This window comes from Neobacillus novalis NBRC 102450 (assembly GCF_001591805.1).
In the GTDB taxonomy this organism is placed as follows: domain Bacteria; phylum Bacillota; class Bacilli; order Bacillales; family Cytobacillaceae; genus Neobacillus; species Neobacillus novalis.
Genome location: NZ_BCVP01000062.1, coordinates 1 through 15,063, shown reverse-complemented (window position 1 = coordinate 15,063; position 15,063 = coordinate 1). Strand labels below are relative to the sequence as shown.

13 protein-coding genes and 1 riboswitch are annotated in these 15,063 nt (G+C 39.0%); of the genes, 7 read left to right on the top strand and 6 right to left on the bottom strand.

The annotated features are described in order from the left end of the window. Positions 1 to 165: 165 nt before the first annotated feature. From BANVL01_RS25600 to BANVL01_RS25590, 3 genes are read right to left on the bottom strand one after another with little or no spacing between them, the layout of a single operon-like run. Positions 166 to 1,308, bottom strand: a complete 1,143-nt coding sequence (locus BANVL01_RS25600; protein WP_066082710.1) for a glycosyltransferase family 4 protein — start codon at positions 1,306 to 1,308, stop codon at positions 166 to 168. A gap of 23 nt (positions 1,309 to 1,331) precedes the next feature. Then, positions 1,332 to 1,853 (bottom strand): phosphatase PAP2 family protein, encoded by a 522-nt coding sequence (locus BANVL01_RS25595; RefSeq protein ID WP_066096046.1) that lies wholly within the window; start codon positions 1,851 to 1,853, stop codon positions 1,332 to 1,334. Between the two features lie 5 nt (positions 1,854 to 1,858). Beyond that, positions 1,859 to 3,205, bottom strand: coding sequence for a UDP-glucose dehydrogenase family protein (locus BANVL01_RS25590; protein WP_066082711.1), 1,347 nt, complete (start codon positions 3,203 to 3,205; stop codon positions 1,859 to 1,861). A 290-nt stretch (positions 3,206 to 3,495) separates the two neighbouring features. On the opposite strand from BANVL01_RS25590, the gene BANVL01_RS25585 reads away from it, so the two are divergent. Beyond that, on the top strand, positions 3,496 to 4,134 hold the full coding sequence (locus BANVL01_RS25585; RefSeq protein WP_066082713.1) for a hypothetical protein: 639 nt from the start codon (positions 3,496 to 3,498) through the stop codon (positions 4,132 to 4,134). Between the two features lie 137 nt (positions 4,135 to 4,271). Here BANVL01_RS25585 and BANVL01_RS25580 read toward each other — a convergent pair whose 3' ends face one another. Further along, positions 4,272 to 5,354, bottom strand: coding sequence for a branched-chain amino acid aminotransferase (locus BANVL01_RS25580; RefSeq protein WP_156482419.1), 1,083 nt, complete (start codon positions 5,352 to 5,354; stop codon positions 4,272 to 4,274). A 112-nt stretch (positions 5,355 to 5,466) separates the two neighbouring features. Next, positions 5,467 to 6,654 (bottom strand): MFS transporter, encoded by a 1,188-nt coding sequence (locus BANVL01_RS25575; protein ID WP_066082715.1) that lies wholly within the window; start codon positions 6,652 to 6,654, stop codon positions 5,467 to 5,469. 289 nt (positions 6,655 to 6,943) lie between these two features. On the opposite strand from BANVL01_RS25575, the gene BANVL01_RS25570 reads away from it, so the two are divergent. The 4 genes from BANVL01_RS25570 to BANVL01_RS25555 all read left to right on the top strand — a co-directional run bounded on the left by BANVL01_RS25570 (position 6,944) and on the right by BANVL01_RS25555 (position 12,541). Further along, positions 6,944 to 7,474, top strand: coding sequence for an RNA polymerase sigma factor (locus tag BANVL01_RS25570; RefSeq protein WP_066082716.1), 531 nt, complete (start codon positions 6,944 to 6,946; stop codon positions 7,472 to 7,474). Next, positions 7,461 to 9,044, top strand: a complete 1,584-nt coding sequence (locus BANVL01_RS25565; RefSeq protein ID WP_066082718.1) for a DUF4179 domain-containing protein — start codon at positions 7,461 to 7,463, stop codon at positions 9,042 to 9,044. The genes BANVL01_RS25570 and BANVL01_RS25565 overlap by 14 nt, the downstream gene beginning before the upstream one ends. Positions 9,045 to 9,231: 187 nt before the next feature. After that, positions 9,232 to 9,331, top strand: a riboswitch (purine riboswitch). A gap of 61 nt (positions 9,332 to 9,392) precedes the next feature. Next, positions 9,393 to 10,385, top strand: a complete 993-nt coding sequence (add, locus tag BANVL01_RS25560; RefSeq protein ID WP_066096051.1) for an adenosine deaminase — start codon at positions 9,393 to 9,395, stop codon at positions 10,383 to 10,385. 119 nt (positions 10,386 to 10,504) lie between these two features. Further along, positions 10,505 to 12,541, top strand: a complete 2,037-nt coding sequence (locus BANVL01_RS25555; protein WP_066082721.1) for a Na+/H+ antiporter — start codon at positions 10,505 to 10,507, stop codon at positions 12,539 to 12,541. A gap of 115 nt (positions 12,542 to 12,656) precedes the next feature. Here the strand turns inward: BANVL01_RS25555 and BANVL01_RS25550 are convergent, their stop codons facing one another. Beyond that, on the bottom strand, positions 12,657 to 13,727 hold the full coding sequence (locus BANVL01_RS25550; RefSeq protein ID WP_066082723.1) for a BMP family lipoprotein: 1,071 nt from the start codon (positions 13,725 to 13,727) through the stop codon (positions 12,657 to 12,659). A 258-nt stretch (positions 13,728 to 13,985) separates the two neighbouring features. Here BANVL01_RS25550 and BANVL01_RS25545 point away from each other — a divergent pair, with 258 nt between their 5' ends. Both BANVL01_RS25545 and BANVL01_RS25540 read left to right on the top strand, forming a co-directional pair. Continuing rightward, entirely contained in the window at positions 13,986 to 14,438 is a 453-nt protein-coding gene (locus tag BANVL01_RS25545) for an NUDIX hydrolase (protein ID WP_066082725.1), read from the top strand. A gap of 48 nt (positions 14,439 to 14,486) precedes the next feature. Continuing rightward, the gene (locus tag BANVL01_RS25540; protein ID WP_066148165.1) at positions 14,487 to 14,828 is read left to right on the top strand and encodes a DUF6054 family protein; all 342 of its coding nucleotides are present in this window, start codon (positions 14,487 to 14,489) and stop codon (positions 14,826 to 14,828) included. Positions 14,829 to 15,063: the final 235 nt, after the last annotated feature.

Here is a 15,063-nt window from a genome sequence, read left to right as displayed (position 1 = left end):
TTTTCATACTACACGAAAATCAACAATGAATAATAACAGAGCCTTGAATAAAAGCAATTTCATGTTGCATGATGACACATCATTTCCATTTTCTAATTAGACTAGGTCATGTTCAGCTAAAATTCAATTTAAAAACTTACATTTTTTTAATCCTGTTAACTTTTCTCAAGCATATTTCTGTTCTTTTTGTTCCTCTATAACCTCAGTGTATTGCCAAATTAGATTTTCGAAAATTCGATCCCATCTTTGTGTAAGTGCATAAATCCTTCCGGCTATTGCCATTTGCTTTCTTAGTGGAAGATTGTTTAAGAGTTGAATAATGGCTGCTGTAAATTCCTGCACATTACCAGGGGGGCATAAAAGGCCCGTTACTCCCGATTTAATAATATTCTTTACCCCGCCAGAATTCGCTCCAATTACGGGAGTTCCACTGGCAAGGGCTTCAAGAGCAACATTTCCAAACGTTTCAGTTGGAGAGGGAAAAACAAAAAGGTCCGATGCGGAATAGATTTCGGCTAAGCATTTTCCATTTAAGTAACCAGTAAATGTTATGTTTTCTGGAGCTTGGGCTTCCAACTTGTCTCGTAACGGGCCATCCCCAATAATTAACCACTGTATTTTTTCATTTAGTTCTCCAGGCATCGATTTTGCGACTGCAAGGAGTGTTTCTATATCTTTTTCCGGAGCTAGCCTGCCGACATAAGTCAATAGGAAATTTCTTTGAGCGCAATAAAGTCTCTGGACAGCCTCTTGATCATAATTAGGGTGAAAAAGCTGACAATCTACTCCTCTAGGCCAAATCTCAAGATTTGTAAATCCATGCTGTGTTAGCTGTTGAAAGGTCTCGATGGAGGGAACGAATAGTTTTTTACACGGACGATGAAACCAATGCATGTATTTCCAAACGATTTTCGAAAGAAATGGAAGGTCATAGAATTGTAAATAATGATCAAAATTAGTATGATACGACCCAACGAGAGGAATGTTTAACTTTTTGGCAAAATAAATACCGCAAAGGCCAATGGTAAATGGGGTGGCTACATGGATTAAATCCGGAGAAAAATCTTGTAATTCTGACTTGATATCGAGAAGATTTGGAAAAGCCAAACGACATTCCGGGTATATGAAAAAGGGGAGACTTTTAAAACGATGAATATGGCTAGAAATATACTCATTCGAATAAGAATCTGGTGCAAAGATTTTATAGGCAATCTTTTGCTCATCAAAATAATTGGTCAATTGTTTAAGTGTTCGGGCCACTCCGTTGATGTCTGGATAAAAGGTATCTGTGAAAATGGCAATCTTCATACAATCCCTCCTCACTGAATCTACTAATTACATAATAAACAAAAGCATAAACTCCCAGTAACCGTACCAAGGATTCCTCCAGCAATGACATCTGAAGGATAGTGAAGACCTAAGTACATTCGAGATATACCTACGCAAATCCCTAGTGGAATTAGCACAAAAGAAAGCTGTGGAATAAATAAGAGATATGGGGTCAAAACGGAAAAAATCGCCGTTGTATGTCCCGAAGGAAATGAATGATCTTGTAATGGATTCTTATGAGTCTTTGTTTTTTCTATCAACAAATAAGGCCGTTTTCGGGGAAACAGCTGCTTTACAATATGGACCGGTATATGACCTGCTGATAAGGCGAGTGCGCTGGCGAAAGCAGTCAATCTAGCCTCCCCTGATGATAAAATAATGAGAAGAAAAGTGGCAGCAATGGTAATGTCTGCTCCGCCTAAGTGTGTGACCGAGCGGAAAAAGAGATTTAAAAGCTTTCTATCAAAATGGCGATTTACCTTCTGAAATAGCTGGCATTCTAAGCTGTAAAATACATGGAGCATTCTAATCATTCTCCGCTCTCCTTTACTACTGAATCATTTGGTCTATCTTTAAAAACGTAAGGCCTGCCTATTGAGAAATAGGTAATTGGATACTTTTGAATCTCCTGGAGTGAATAACAGTTTCGCCCATCAATAACAATTGAGTCTTTCATATGGGTACAATATACCTCCAGTGGGACATGTTTGATTTGCTCCCAATCTGTTGCGATAATCGCCAGTTCTGCTTCGTGAAGTGCAACTCGAATGTCGGATGAGTATTCAATTGTATTTCCTAATATTCGCTTAGCATTTGGGATAGCAATCGGATCATAAGCTCTGACAACTGCCCCTTCCTCGAGTAGCTCATTAATAATCCTTAAAGAGGCCGATTCCCGAACGTCATCTGTATCTGGTTTAAATGCTAAACCGAGCAAAGTTACTTTTTTATCTTGTAACGAGCCAATTGTTTCTTTTGCCTTCAAAACGGGCACAGATTGTTGACGGTTATTGACTTTCATGACAGCTTCCAACAATTCGAAACGGTGTTCAACACTTCCAGAAAGCTCAACAAGTGCTTTTGTATCTTTGGGAAAACAAGAACCGCCAAATCCGATCCCGGCTTTAAGAAAATCATGACCAATCCGTTTATCATGACCAATCCCAAAAGCTACTTCTTCTATATTGGCGCCCACTTTTTCGCATAGATTTGCAATTTCATTAATAAAGCTAATTTTCGTCGCTAGAAAGGCGTTTGAAGCGTATTTAATCATTTCCGCACTTTTGATATCCGTGGTTATTATCGGAATTTTTAATGGCAGATAAAGTTGTTCCATTATCGATACAGCTTTAGGATTATCGGTGCCAATTACGATTCGATCTCCATGGAAGAAATCAAAAACTGCAGAGCCTTCCCGAAGAAACTCGGGATTGGCGACCACTTCTGCATGAAGCTTAGGTGGCTTTCGACTGTGGATAATTTGTTTAATTAAGTCATTTGTTCCTATTGGTACCGTGCTTTTTGTACAAACAATCACATCATTTTCGATATAGTGAGCAATTGTATGGGAAACCACATGGATGTATTTTAGATCTACTGATCCGCCGTGAATTTCGGGTGTCCCGACGGCAATAAAAATGATATCCACATTGGAATAGGCGTGATGAGCATCAACTGTAAAATCCAGTTTTCCGTTCCGAAGATTTTTGACTAAAAGAGACTCAAGCCCAGGCTCATAAATGGGAGATCGACCATTTTGAAGCATGTCAATTTTCTCTCTTTGTATGTCTATACAAGTGACTTGATGTCCTAATTCAGCTAAACAAGCACTAGTAACCAATCCTACATATCCTGCTCCAGCAACGGTAATCTTCATCAAACCCCTCCAATTGTAAGTTATAACTATTATATTAGAGAAATGAGGAGCCTTTCTTAACCTAGTGTAAAAAGAGTGTAAAGACTTCATTAAGGTTCAAAAAAACTCCTATAAATGGAAATCAAAATGCGAACAGTGTCTGGCACAGTTCGCCTTATTAGGTTGTTGCAAAGTATTGTGAATAATTGGAGGAAACTGTGGGGTAAGTTCTCCAAGGAATTTTGTATATAAGTCTCACTATCAGCCTGTATAATAGGGTAGATAAGAATATGACATCTAGGAGCAGACCAATGGATACAAAAGAGAAATCGTTACTGAATTATTACTATGGTAAGTTGAATGAAAATACCTTTGATGAGAAGGATATCTATGCTTTTTTACAATTAATCCGAAATCGGAGCAAAGAGGTTCGCTGTATCAATGAGCTAACAGATTTTGTTGTGCAGCGGGAGGAGTATAAAGGTTTTATCAAGGACTACCTATTTGAAACGAGAAAAAAATTTGAGAGCCTGGGGAAAACGAATGCAGCTCTTAGGATTGAAGATGTATTTTCCTTCAAAGAATTGAAAAATGGCATTAATAAGGCTTTAGAGGAATGGCAGTTAAATGGTTTAACGAACGAGAAAATGAATGATTTTGTTTCCTGCCTGATTTCCATTCTGCAGCAGGTCAGCATCACCGAAGATGGCAGGGAGATTGGGAAACTCTTTTTTGCCATTTCTAATAAGCAGATTATCTTGATGGCAGAAATAGAGGTGTATCAAAATGTCTTCAAGAAGACTAATGCTGTCTTTCCTGTCCTGACCGCCAATAATAGTTATCTGGATATTAAAAAGCAGGATCGATTTGATACGCCTTATTTGTTTGCTGACAAGGTGATTGAAATAACTAATCATGAAGGGAAGCTGGAGATTAATATTCCGGAATAGATGATGATTTAATCTATCATGGGGCAATTTTATGAAAAAATGCTAAACCCCGTTCAAAATTTTTGAAGGGAGTTTAGCATTCTATTTCAACATAATCTAGTGGTTAGATTTCAAACCTTAACGCAAATACCCTATTTTTAAACCTCAACCGGGGCGACTTTAACTGTCCAGTTAAATGGGTCCCCTTTTTTTCCAAGCTGTATTCCAGTTATTTCTTCATAGATACGCTGTGACAGCTGGCCAATTTTATTATCATTAATTGTGATTGAGCGTTCATTCCAATGTAATTCGCCAACGGGTGAAATAACGGCAGCTGTTCCTGCGCCGAAGACTTCCTCAAGTTCACCGCGCTCATGTGCGGCAAAAATCTCTTCTATTGAAATTTTCGCTTCGTGAACAGGTATATTCCAATATTTTAATAATTCAATAACTGAATCACGTGTAACACCAGGTAAAATACTGCCATTCAATTTTGGTGTTACCACTTCGCCATTAATCTTGAAGAAAATATTCATACTGCCGACTTCTTCCACATACTTATTCTCTTTTGCATCAAGCCAGAGAATTTGGGCGAACCCATTTGCCTCGGCCTTTTCTTGTGCCTTCATGCTGGCGGCATAATTGCCGGAGGTCTTCACATGGCCAACACCGCCGATAACAGCCCGAACATATTGCTCTTCTACATAAATTTTAACAGGGCTTAATTGATCGCCATAATAGGCTCCTGAAGGCGAAAGGATGACAAGGAGTTTATATTGGTTTGCAGGACGAACGCCAAGATAGGGTTCCGTCGAGAAAATAAATGGGCGAATGTAAAGGGATGTCCCTTCACCGTCGGGAATCCAATCTTTTTCCGTAAAAATTAATTGTTTAATTGCACGTAATAAGAAAGTCTCATCAATTTGAGGAATACACAGTCTGTCGCATGAATCATTTAGTCGCTTCATGTTTTTTTCAGGACGGAAGAGTTGAATCGTCCCATCCGCTGCCTTATAGGCCTTTAACCCTTCAAAAATGGCTTGTCCATAGTGAAAAACCATTGCGGCCGGGTCAAGCGTTAATGGGGCATAAGGAATAATCCGCGGATCATACCAACCGTTTTCGACATGATAATCCATTACAAACATGTAATCGCTGTAATACTTCCCAAAACCAAGTGAAGCCATTTCCGGCTTTTCCTTTAACTCTTTTCTTTGAATAAAGGTAATTTCTTGTTTCAAACTTACACCTCATATCTATTATCTGATTTTTTTTAAGAGTACGCTAATTTTAGCTAAAACTCAAGTTTATAAACTGAAGTTTGAAATGACGGAAATCTCCTGATTCTTGCACTTAAGTTCCTAAAGTACCGTCCCTATGCTTCCTTTCCTTCCTTGTCCAAACAAAGGTGAGAATGAAGCAGCCAAGCAATATAATAGCGCCAACCGTAAAAGGAAGACTCATATGCCAGTCAAAAAGCGTCCCTGCTAATGCTGGTCCAATCATGTTGCCTAAACTCATGTAAGAATTATTCATACCGGCTGCATAACCTTGTTCATCTCCGGCTGTTTTTGAAATTAAGGTATTAACGGCAGGACGTATTAAAGTAGTAGCAATCGAGAATATGGTGGCGACCAATAGAATGATGAAAAAGCCGCTGACGTATAACATGCCGTATAGACTAATCGCTGCAACAAGTAAACCAAATAGAATGATTTTCATTTCACCAAACACAGTAAAAAGCTTATTTAGTACAAAGGCTTGAACGATGACTCCTACAAAGCCGCCAACGGTCATGACTATGGCAAGGTCATTTGGGGTGTAATGAAATTTATACGTTAAAAACATCGTTAAAGTTGATTGGAAGTTAGCTATTCCGAAGGAGAATACAAACACAACGATTAATAAAACAAAGTAGCTTGTTTTGAAGGAGCGGGCCATTTGTTGGAATAAATTTTCTCCCTTAACCTGCTTTTTCATAACAGGTTTGACGGATGGAAGGATTATGATAGATAGAATTCCAGCAATGATGGTTGCGGAGCCTCCAAAATAGAACGGAAAGTGCAGACTGACATTGGATAGAAAGCCACCGATCCCAGGCCCAATCATAAAGCCTAATGAAATCGCCGCACCGATCCAGCCCATCGCTTTCCCACGTTCTTTATTTGTTGTAAGATCTGCCGTATAGGCCATAACTGGAGGCACGATAAAGGCTGAACCGACACCAGTAAAGAATCTGCAAACAAAAAGCATCCATAGTTCTGTAGACAGTCCGAAGCAGATTTGGGAAAGGCCGTTCACGAAAAGGCCGAAAATGATTAAATTTTTACGGCCATGGCGATCGGATAAATTTCCAGCAACCGGTGAGAAAATAAACTGGGCAAAGGCAATCACCGCAATAATAAAGCCTAATACCTGCCCTGCTGCACCAAAGGTTTTCAAATAGGCTGGCATCACGGGGACAATGAGTCCAACTGCACTAAAGGTGATGAACATATTAAACATTAAAATATATAATGCCAATTTTTTTGAGGACTTCATATAAATCTCACTTTCTTATTTATTTCGCATTCCTAAATAAAAATTATAGCGCTGTTTAAATGCTTAAACAATAAAAAGGAACTTACCAAGGTATTTTTATAACTATAATGTATACAAAGACAGCCTTTAATATCATAAATGGTGAAAAGTCAGCTTGGATAAATTTTTCCAAACTTTTTTTTCCTAAATTTCTGGCTAAAGTTTAAATAATGTTAATTGTAGTGGAACTTTAAGTATAGATAAATGCTCTAATTGCTAAAGAGGCATTGGGGAAGGAGGGACGAGCATTGTGATCACATCGATTTCGGATTTTATCATTTTGAAAAAAATAAAGAGTAAAGATATGGCGGCAGTGATTGATTGGTTTGATACAAGAAAATCAAAGTTTTATAAAATCGGCTGGGCGTATTTGAAAAACCATCATGATGTCGAGGATGTTTTTCATAATGCGATTATTAAAGTCCATGAAAAAATCGGTCAGTTAAAGGAAGATCGATATTTTGAATCATGGGTGACCTCAATCTTTATCAATGAGTGTCGATCTGTTTATCGAAAGAGAAAACAAAAAGAGATGACTAGTCCGCTAGAAACGTTGGATAGTGATCCATTTGAAACAAGGTTGGAAGTGTTGACAGACCTTGATAAGCTTGATGAGAAATATAAGGAAATAATTATTTTAAAATACCTGAAGGGCTATTCCCAGGAGGAAATTGCCGTGATGCTTACATTGCCGGTCGGGACTGTGAAATCTAGATTGTATCGGGGCCTGATTATGCTTAGAAAAATAAGCGGGGAGGGTGAAAATAATGAATTGTCATGAGAGTCAAGAACAATTAATCGATTATTTAGAAGGAAGTCTTGATGAAACAAGCAGAAAAAGAATAGAAGACCATTTACATAAATGTATTGGCTGCCAAGTGGAAATGAGGGAATTACAGCAAGTCGTTGCGGCCCTTGAGTCTGAAGGTGAGAGGATTCAAATTCCCGAGGATTTTATGAGAAATGTGCGCAATAAAGTTGCTAAAAGCCAGGAAGGCAGATGGAAATCATATAAACAGCGAGCAATGATTGGGTTGGTTGCAGCGCTTTTCTTAACCGTATTTGTCGGAACGGCCGTTGCTACCAATGGTTTTACCAGTGTCATCGAATGGTGGAAGGATTTAAGCAACAAGCAAGATACACAAATGCAGACTTTTGTGCAGCATGGTTTAGGTGAGAAACTAAACTTGGCAGCTGAAAGCAATGGGGTGAAGGTGACAATCACGGGTGTCGTTGCCGATGACATCCAGACGTTCATCTATTATGAAATTGACGATCGAAACAAGGAAAATAAGTATATGATTAATTACACAGATGGTCTGAAAATCGCTAATCAGGAAAGAGATTGGAACAGCGTAGATGATCCATCCTACTCACCAGTCACGAATCATCTTAGCCTTTACTCGGGAAAAGACCATGTTTTTAAAGGTCGACTGGGTGTTGCCCCGATGTCCGTAAATACTGGCACGATTCAATTGGAACTTAGTAAGCTTGAGATTGTGACAAATACTTCTGGAGATACATCTCGGAGCGTACCTACTGGAAAAGGGGAATTTTTTAAGGGAGAGTGGCATTTTGATATTCCGGTAAAAAAACATCCATCAATTGTCCATAATATTCACGTTGAGACTGAAATAGATGGGAACCCAATTATTTTTGAAAAACTGACGATTGCCCCAACCGTCACGGTATTATCGTACCGTTATCATAATGAAAATCCAAACAGAAGGATGGAATATTTTAATTTTTCCAGTCTCGAAAGTAAGGGGAAATTTGTTTATGACCAACAAGGATTGGGCGGTTATGGGGGAACCGGTCGTTATGAAGCTGGCTGGAATTCAGCGGAAGAAACATTTGAATCGCTTTATTATGAAAAACCAACAGATATCAAGATTCACATTGGCAGTGCTGCATTTTCAGTAAATAAGCCAGCAAAATTTGCGATTGATCGTTCAAAAGCATTGCCACAGTCCTTTGAGTATTTAGGGAGTAAAATAACGATTGAGCAAATGGAAGTCGGTAATCCAACGAAAATTGTTATGACGGAAGAGCTGAACCCGAAAAGGGCCTACGAAATGCTTGATTATCATCTTTATGACAAAGATGGCCATGGCGGAAATGGGATTAGGACCGATGGATATTTCATCGATAAAAAGGGGGACAAATATAAACTAAGTGACTATTTGTTACGTCAAAATGAGCTCGACCATCCACGAATGTACTCTACTGAGCACCATATCGAGTTTTCCGGGGAGAACAATCAGGAACTCAATGTGCCAGTTGGTATAGAAATTGAAGGATATACCGTCACTTCATTTTATGATAAAGTGGTTAGCATTTCATTGGACTAAGAGAAAAGGTGTCAGGCACCAATTCCCTATTTTATCCATGTGCAAAAAATCGTTTCATTTAACTTATGGCGGAATATAATAAAATGGAAAATGGTGAAAATGGGGATTGGAAGAACTGACCGGATAGCTTTATAGGTCATTTCAACGGCAGCTGCTTACTTGACAATAAAAATATATTTTATTATCCTTTAAAGAAAATAAAAAACTTCGTATAACTCCAAAAATATGGTTTGGAGGTCTCTACCAGGAACCAATAATTCCTGATTACGAAGAAGGTACATGTACTTGTACTTTCTTCGTAATCAGGAATTTTTTTATCGAAAAATTGATGAGGAGGACACGACAACAATGAATTTTTCTACATTACCTAAAATAGAACTCCACTGCCATTTAGACGGAAGTCTTAGGGCTGAAACGATCATTGATATAGCAAAAAAGGAAGGCATAAGCCTGCCTGCGATGGTAAAGGAAGAAATCCAAAGCGAACTTGTTGCCCCTTTGGATTGCGAATGTCTTGACGACTATTTAAAACGATTTGCTATCCCTAATTTGGTTATGCAGACCATGGAGAACCTGAGAAGGATTACCTTTGAGCTTTTTGAAGATGCAGCGCAGGAAAATGTGAAATATATGGAGGTTAGATTTGCTCCGCTACTTCACACGGCCAAAGGGTTAACTGTCGAGGAAATCATTCAAAGCGTCTTGGACGGAATGGAGGATGCGAAAGCCCAATTCGACATAGAAGGAAATATCATTCTGTCATGCATGAGAACTATGTCAGTTGAAAGTGCTTTTGAAGTTGTAGAAAAAGGAAAAGCATTCCTTGGAAAAGGAGTTGTGGCAATCGACTTGTGTGCATCGGAGGAGGAAGGGTTTTGCGGCAAATTCATCGAACCGATTGCCTTAGCAAGAGAATATGGCTACCGGGTCACAATCCACGCAGGGGAAACAGGAATTGGCAAAAATGTCCTTGAGGCTGTTGAACTGTTAGAAGCAGAAAGGATAGGGCATGGGGTATTTATTAAGGATTGCCCTGATGCTTATAACATCGTGAAGGAAAAACAGATTGTGCTTGAAATGTGTCCGACAAGTAATGTTCAAACAAAAGCAGTCAACCAATTTAATGAACATCCAATCTTTCATTTTCATCAGGATGGCATTAAAGTTACCATTAATACCGACAACCGGACAGTATCAGATACCACGATGGAAAAGGAATGTACCATCGTAGCTAATGAATTCCATATAAGTGAAGCGGTTTATCAGCAAATTTATCTTACCAGTGTGGAAGCAAGCTTTGCAGATGCGGCGACAAAGGAAAAGTTACGGAAATATTTTTAATGAAGTTTGAAAATAATGAAGTAAAAAAACCTGAAGCAAGCAATTTGCTTCAGGTTTTTTTACAATAAATGAAATAATATAAGAAACACAAAAATAGTGCTACAGAAGGGAGGAGTTAGATGGATTTATTGATAACGGTATTACTATTGTTGGTTTGCTTGTTAATTTCTAATATTATTAGCCATTACATCCCAATTCTTCCTACGGCGTTAACGCAAATTGCTTTTGGAATCATTATTGCCCTTCTATTTAAGAATATATCACTTGAAATAGAAACAGAGTGGTTTTTGCTGCTGTTTGTGGCCCCGCTTTTATACAACGATGGCAGGCATTTTCCTCGTGAAGAATTGTGGAAGCAGAGAGCATCAATCTTTGGTAACGCGATTATCCTTGTACTCATAACTACCATTGGCGGGGGATATTTTATTCATTGGATGATACCGGCTATGCCGCTTGCGGCGGCATTTGCGTTAGCAGCTATTTTATCGCCTACGGACCCTGTGGCTGTGAATGGAATTGCCAAACGCATTCATATTCCTGAAAAGATATTAAATCTTGTAAGAGGGGAATCGCTAATAAATGATGCCTCGGGGTTAGTTGCCTTTAACTATGCGGTAGCGGCAGTAGTAACGGGTTACTTTTCATTACGGGAAGCACTTGTTAATTTTACCTATATGTTTTTAGCTGGCGCCATATTAGGCCTGATTCTTGGTTTACTTATCACCTGGATTCGATTTATCTTACGCAAACAAGGAATAAATGATGTGACCTTTCATTCGTTGTTACAAATTATGACGCCGTTTATCATCTTTATGATTACAGAAGAACTCTTGCATGCGTCTGGAGTTATTGCTGTCGTCGTAGCCGGTATTGTTCATTCTTTAGTAAAAGAAAGAACGGAAACCATGTTGGCCGAAGAACAAGTACTTACGGAAAACATCTGGTCGATTGTTTTATTTATTTTGAACGGAGTTGTATTCCTTTTACTAGGATTAAACATTCCTTCATCCATGATGGAATCGGTAGCTAATCCAGCTTATGGAAATTGGTTGATCATTGGTTATGTGCTGGCCATTGGGATGATTATATTGGGAATTCGCTTTGTTTGGTCGTACGTCTTTTCTTATTATGAATACCTCTCTGGTAAAACAAAAGATGCGGCAGAACCAAACTTGAAAACATCGTTGTTAACTAGTTTAACAGGTGTCCGCGGTGCCGTTACAATGGCAGGGGTTCTTTCCATTCCTTTCATAGTTACGGGTGGAAAGGCATTCCCTGAACGCTCCTTAATCCTGTTTATTGCAGCAGGTGTCATTCTTTTTACGTTGATTGTGGCGACCGTGTTTCTGCCACTGTTGGTTAAAGGTGAACCTGATGAAGGAGAAACAGGGAATCATCTCGATTTAAAAGAGGCAAAGAGAAGAATTTTGCTAGCAGCTATAAAGAAAATAAGGTTAGAAATGAATGAAGAAAATGAAGCGATTGGTTATGAATTAATTGATGAATATAAGATTATGTTTCAGCAAATACAACCGGAACAGAATTCGCTGGAACAAGGGACCGTTGTTTATCAACAAAAATTGAGAGACATCCGGTTATTGTCCTTAAAAGTAGAAAGAAAGTATATCCATAATGTTATGGAGAAAAACGGAATGGATGAAGCGATTTTTGAAATATTTCAGAAATCACTTGATCTTCGGGAAGAAGCTCTCTCAAACAATGGTCGTTCTGGTGCGATGTATTTGATAGGAAAAGTGATAAGGGAATGGAGGCGTATTAGGAGTCATTTTCGGAAAAAAGATAAAGAAACAAGGTTAGCGAAATTAAAATTAGGAAGGGTGATCCAATTAAAGTCGTTTCAGACTGCACTTGAAAATTTAGAAGGAATGGCTAAAGAATATGAAAGGGCAGATATTGTATATGCGGTGATTTCAGATTATAAACGAATGATTAGTCGATTAAAGAGACCAACCGCACGCTATAATGAAAAAAGTGACGAGCAAAAAGAAGAACTCCGTCTTAAGGTAATGGAAATCGAACGTTCAGAAATTCATAAAATGTACGAAGCAGGAAAAATTGACAGAGAGCAAGCAAGGGAATTAAGAAGATTTGTAAACTACATTGAAACAGTTACATTGCATGAACATGTGGAATGAACGAGACCAGCGAGTCCACCCCACGCGGACATTTGTCCACGGGCGGTGCCTGACACCATATTTTTGACACCATAAAAAAAGCGAACAGTGCCTGGCACTGTTCGCTTTTTGCACATTATTTTCCAGTAAATGTTTTTGCTTCTTTTGGTGATTCAGGTACTTTGACGGCACCTGATTTTATCTTTTCAATCCATTCTTTAACTGTTGCTTCAATTTCGGCTTTGTTTGCAGCTTTTGCATTAATTGGTGCTAAGCCAACACCATCTTCATGTAAACCATATAAGGTTACTTTGCCGCCAGGAAATTTACCATCTTTCGTTTTCTGAGCAAGGTCTTGGACAGCAACATCAACGCGTTTGAGTGCTGATGTAAGAACGACATCTGCGCCCATGTCAGCCTGGTCACGGTCTACACCAATAGCCCATATTTCTTTGCTTGGGTCTTTTTTCTTTCTGTCATTTGCTTCTTTGAAGAGACCGTTACCAGTTGCGCCAGCAGCTTGGAAGATGACGTCTACGCCTGAAGAATACATTTTAGAAGCGATTGCCTGACCATACTCAGCCTTGTCAAACACACCTGCAAATTGAACATCGACTTTTACTTCTGGCTTTGCAGCATTAACACCTGCTAAAAAACCAGCTTGAAATCGTTGGATAACAGGAACATCCATCCCGCCAATAAATCCGACGTGGTTAGATTTTGTAGCAAGTGCAGCTGCTACCCCCGCAAGGAATCCCGCTTCCTGCTCTTTGAAAAGAATACTTGCAACGTTTGGCTGGTCTACTTCTTCATCAACAATCGCAAAGTGACTATCTTTATGTTGTTTTGCGACATCCCCAACGGCATCCGGCATTAAGAAGCCGATACCGTATACTAAGTCAAACCCTCGGCGGACAAGAGTATTTAGATTTGTTGTATAATCGGCATCCGATTGGGATGGAAGGTAATCATAGCCGTCTTTACCTTTTTCCAATCCATTTTCTTTACCGAAATTGACAAGCCCTTCCCATGACGATTGGTTAAATGATTTATCATCAACACCACCGACATCAGTAACCATAGCTACAGTGAAGTTTTTGTCTTTGCCTCCGTCTTTAGCTGTGTCATTACTTTTTCCACAAGCACCTAATAATGTGCCAGCTGCAAGAACAAGTGATAACGCCAATCCAACTTTACGTTTTTTCAAGATAGTGTGCCTCCTGTGATTGTTATTTGGTAGAGCTGTAACATTTAATAAACTTTAGTTTATTATGTAAACTTAAGTTTACATTATACTTCTAACTAAATCGTTGGTCAACAAATTTGTTAATCATGCAATTAAGTTTATATTTACCAAGTTAAGGATTATTAATTAGCAAAATTCACAAATAACAAAGGGATTGATGATTATTTTTCGAATAAATAAAGGGAGGCTTATAATTGGAGGAAGTTTGGAGGAAACAAAATGGGCTATATTGAGGAATTACGAGAAATAATCGGAACGAGGCCGCTCATTTTAGTAGGGGCTGTTGTGGGGGTAATCGACTCACAAGGGAAAATTTTATTACAAAAACGACCTGAAGGTATCTGGGGGCTTCCTGGGGGCCTGTTAGAATTAGGTGAGTCTGCTGAGGAAGCTGGAAGAAGGGAAGTTTTTGAAGAAACAGGAGTCGAAATTGGCCAGCTTCAGTTGGTAGATGTTTTTTCAGGGAAGCAGTATTTTAGAAAACTGGCCAATGGGGATGAATTCTATCCAGTTACAATTGCTTATTTTTCGAAAGATATTAAAAATAGCACCATTAAAATTGATGGCGTAGAATCGATTGATGCTGGATTCTTTGATATACGAGAATTGCCGGAAGACACGAGTCCTTTAATCAAAAAGGTGATTAAACAATATCCAAAAATGTTCAGGTAATCAAAGTCCTATCTACATAACGCGAGTAAATTTTGAGGGGGAATTATAGTGGATGTTAGTGAAATCGTCGTGTCGATAACTCCTATAGAGGCAAGTAATAAGGTTGAACAAGCCATTGTAAATGGAAGTATTTCAGGGACATTAATTGATCGTTACCATCGATCGATTGGAGATAGAGAAATCATTGTATTGGTGTTAGAAAAATTCTATTTTCGTTCCAACAATCGTGGTTCCATGACGGTCACTATTGATAACTTTGAAGCGGCGACAAAAGTCCATGCAGCAGCATCCGGCACTGGTCAAGGAGCGATCTTCAGGTTCGATTGGGGTGCGGGGAATAGCTTTATTAACAGTGTCCTCGATACTTTAGAACCGTATAAAGTAGAGTGAGAATGGTCTGGAGCTTGCCCCCGCTGCGTTTATACGGACTTAATCCTTATAAGGGGTATAGGCGACCGAAACCGAGAAAGCCGTCCAAGTTCGGTAGCTTATAAAGGGTAAAAGCGACCGAAACCGAGAAAGTCGCCCAAGTTCGGTAGCTTATAAAGGGTATAAGCTACCGAAACCGAGAAAGTCGTCCAAGTTCGGTAGCTTATAAAGGGTATAGACGACCGAAACCGAGAAA

Bases quoted from the DNA above. Each gene is read 5' to 3' on its own strand.
- BANVL01_RS25600 (WP_066082710.1), bottom strand. From the start codon at position 1,308: ATGAAGATTGCCATTTTCACAGATACCTTTTATCCAGACATCAACGGA.
- BANVL01_RS25595 (WP_066096046.1), bottom strand. From the start codon at position 1,853: ATGCTCCATGTATTTTACAGCTTAGAATGCCAGCTATTTCAGAAGGTA.
- BANVL01_RS25590 (WP_066082711.1), bottom strand. From the start codon at position 3,205: ATGAAGATTACCGTTGCTGGAGCAGGATATGTAGGATTGGTTACTAGT.
- BANVL01_RS25585 (WP_066082713.1), top strand. From the start codon at position 3,496: ATGGATACAAAAGAGAAATCGTTACTGAATTATTACTATGGTAAGTTG.
- BANVL01_RS25575 (WP_066082715.1), bottom strand. From the start codon at position 6,654: ATGAAGTCCTCAAAAAAATTGGCATTATATATTTTAATGTTTAATATG.
- BANVL01_RS25565 (WP_066082718.1), top strand. From the start codon at position 7,461: ATGAATTGTCATGAGAGTCAAGAACAATTAATCGATTATTTAGAAGGA.
- add (WP_066096051.1), top strand. From the start codon at position 9,393: ATGAATTTTTCTACATTACCTAAAATAGAACTCCACTGCCATTTAGAC.
- BANVL01_RS25555 (WP_066082721.1), top strand. From the start codon at position 10,505: ATGGATTTATTGATAACGGTATTACTATTGTTGGTTTGCTTGTTAATT.
- BANVL01_RS25545 (WP_066082725.1), top strand. From the start codon at position 13,986: ATGGGCTATATTGAGGAATTACGAGAAATAATCGGAACGAGGCCGCTC.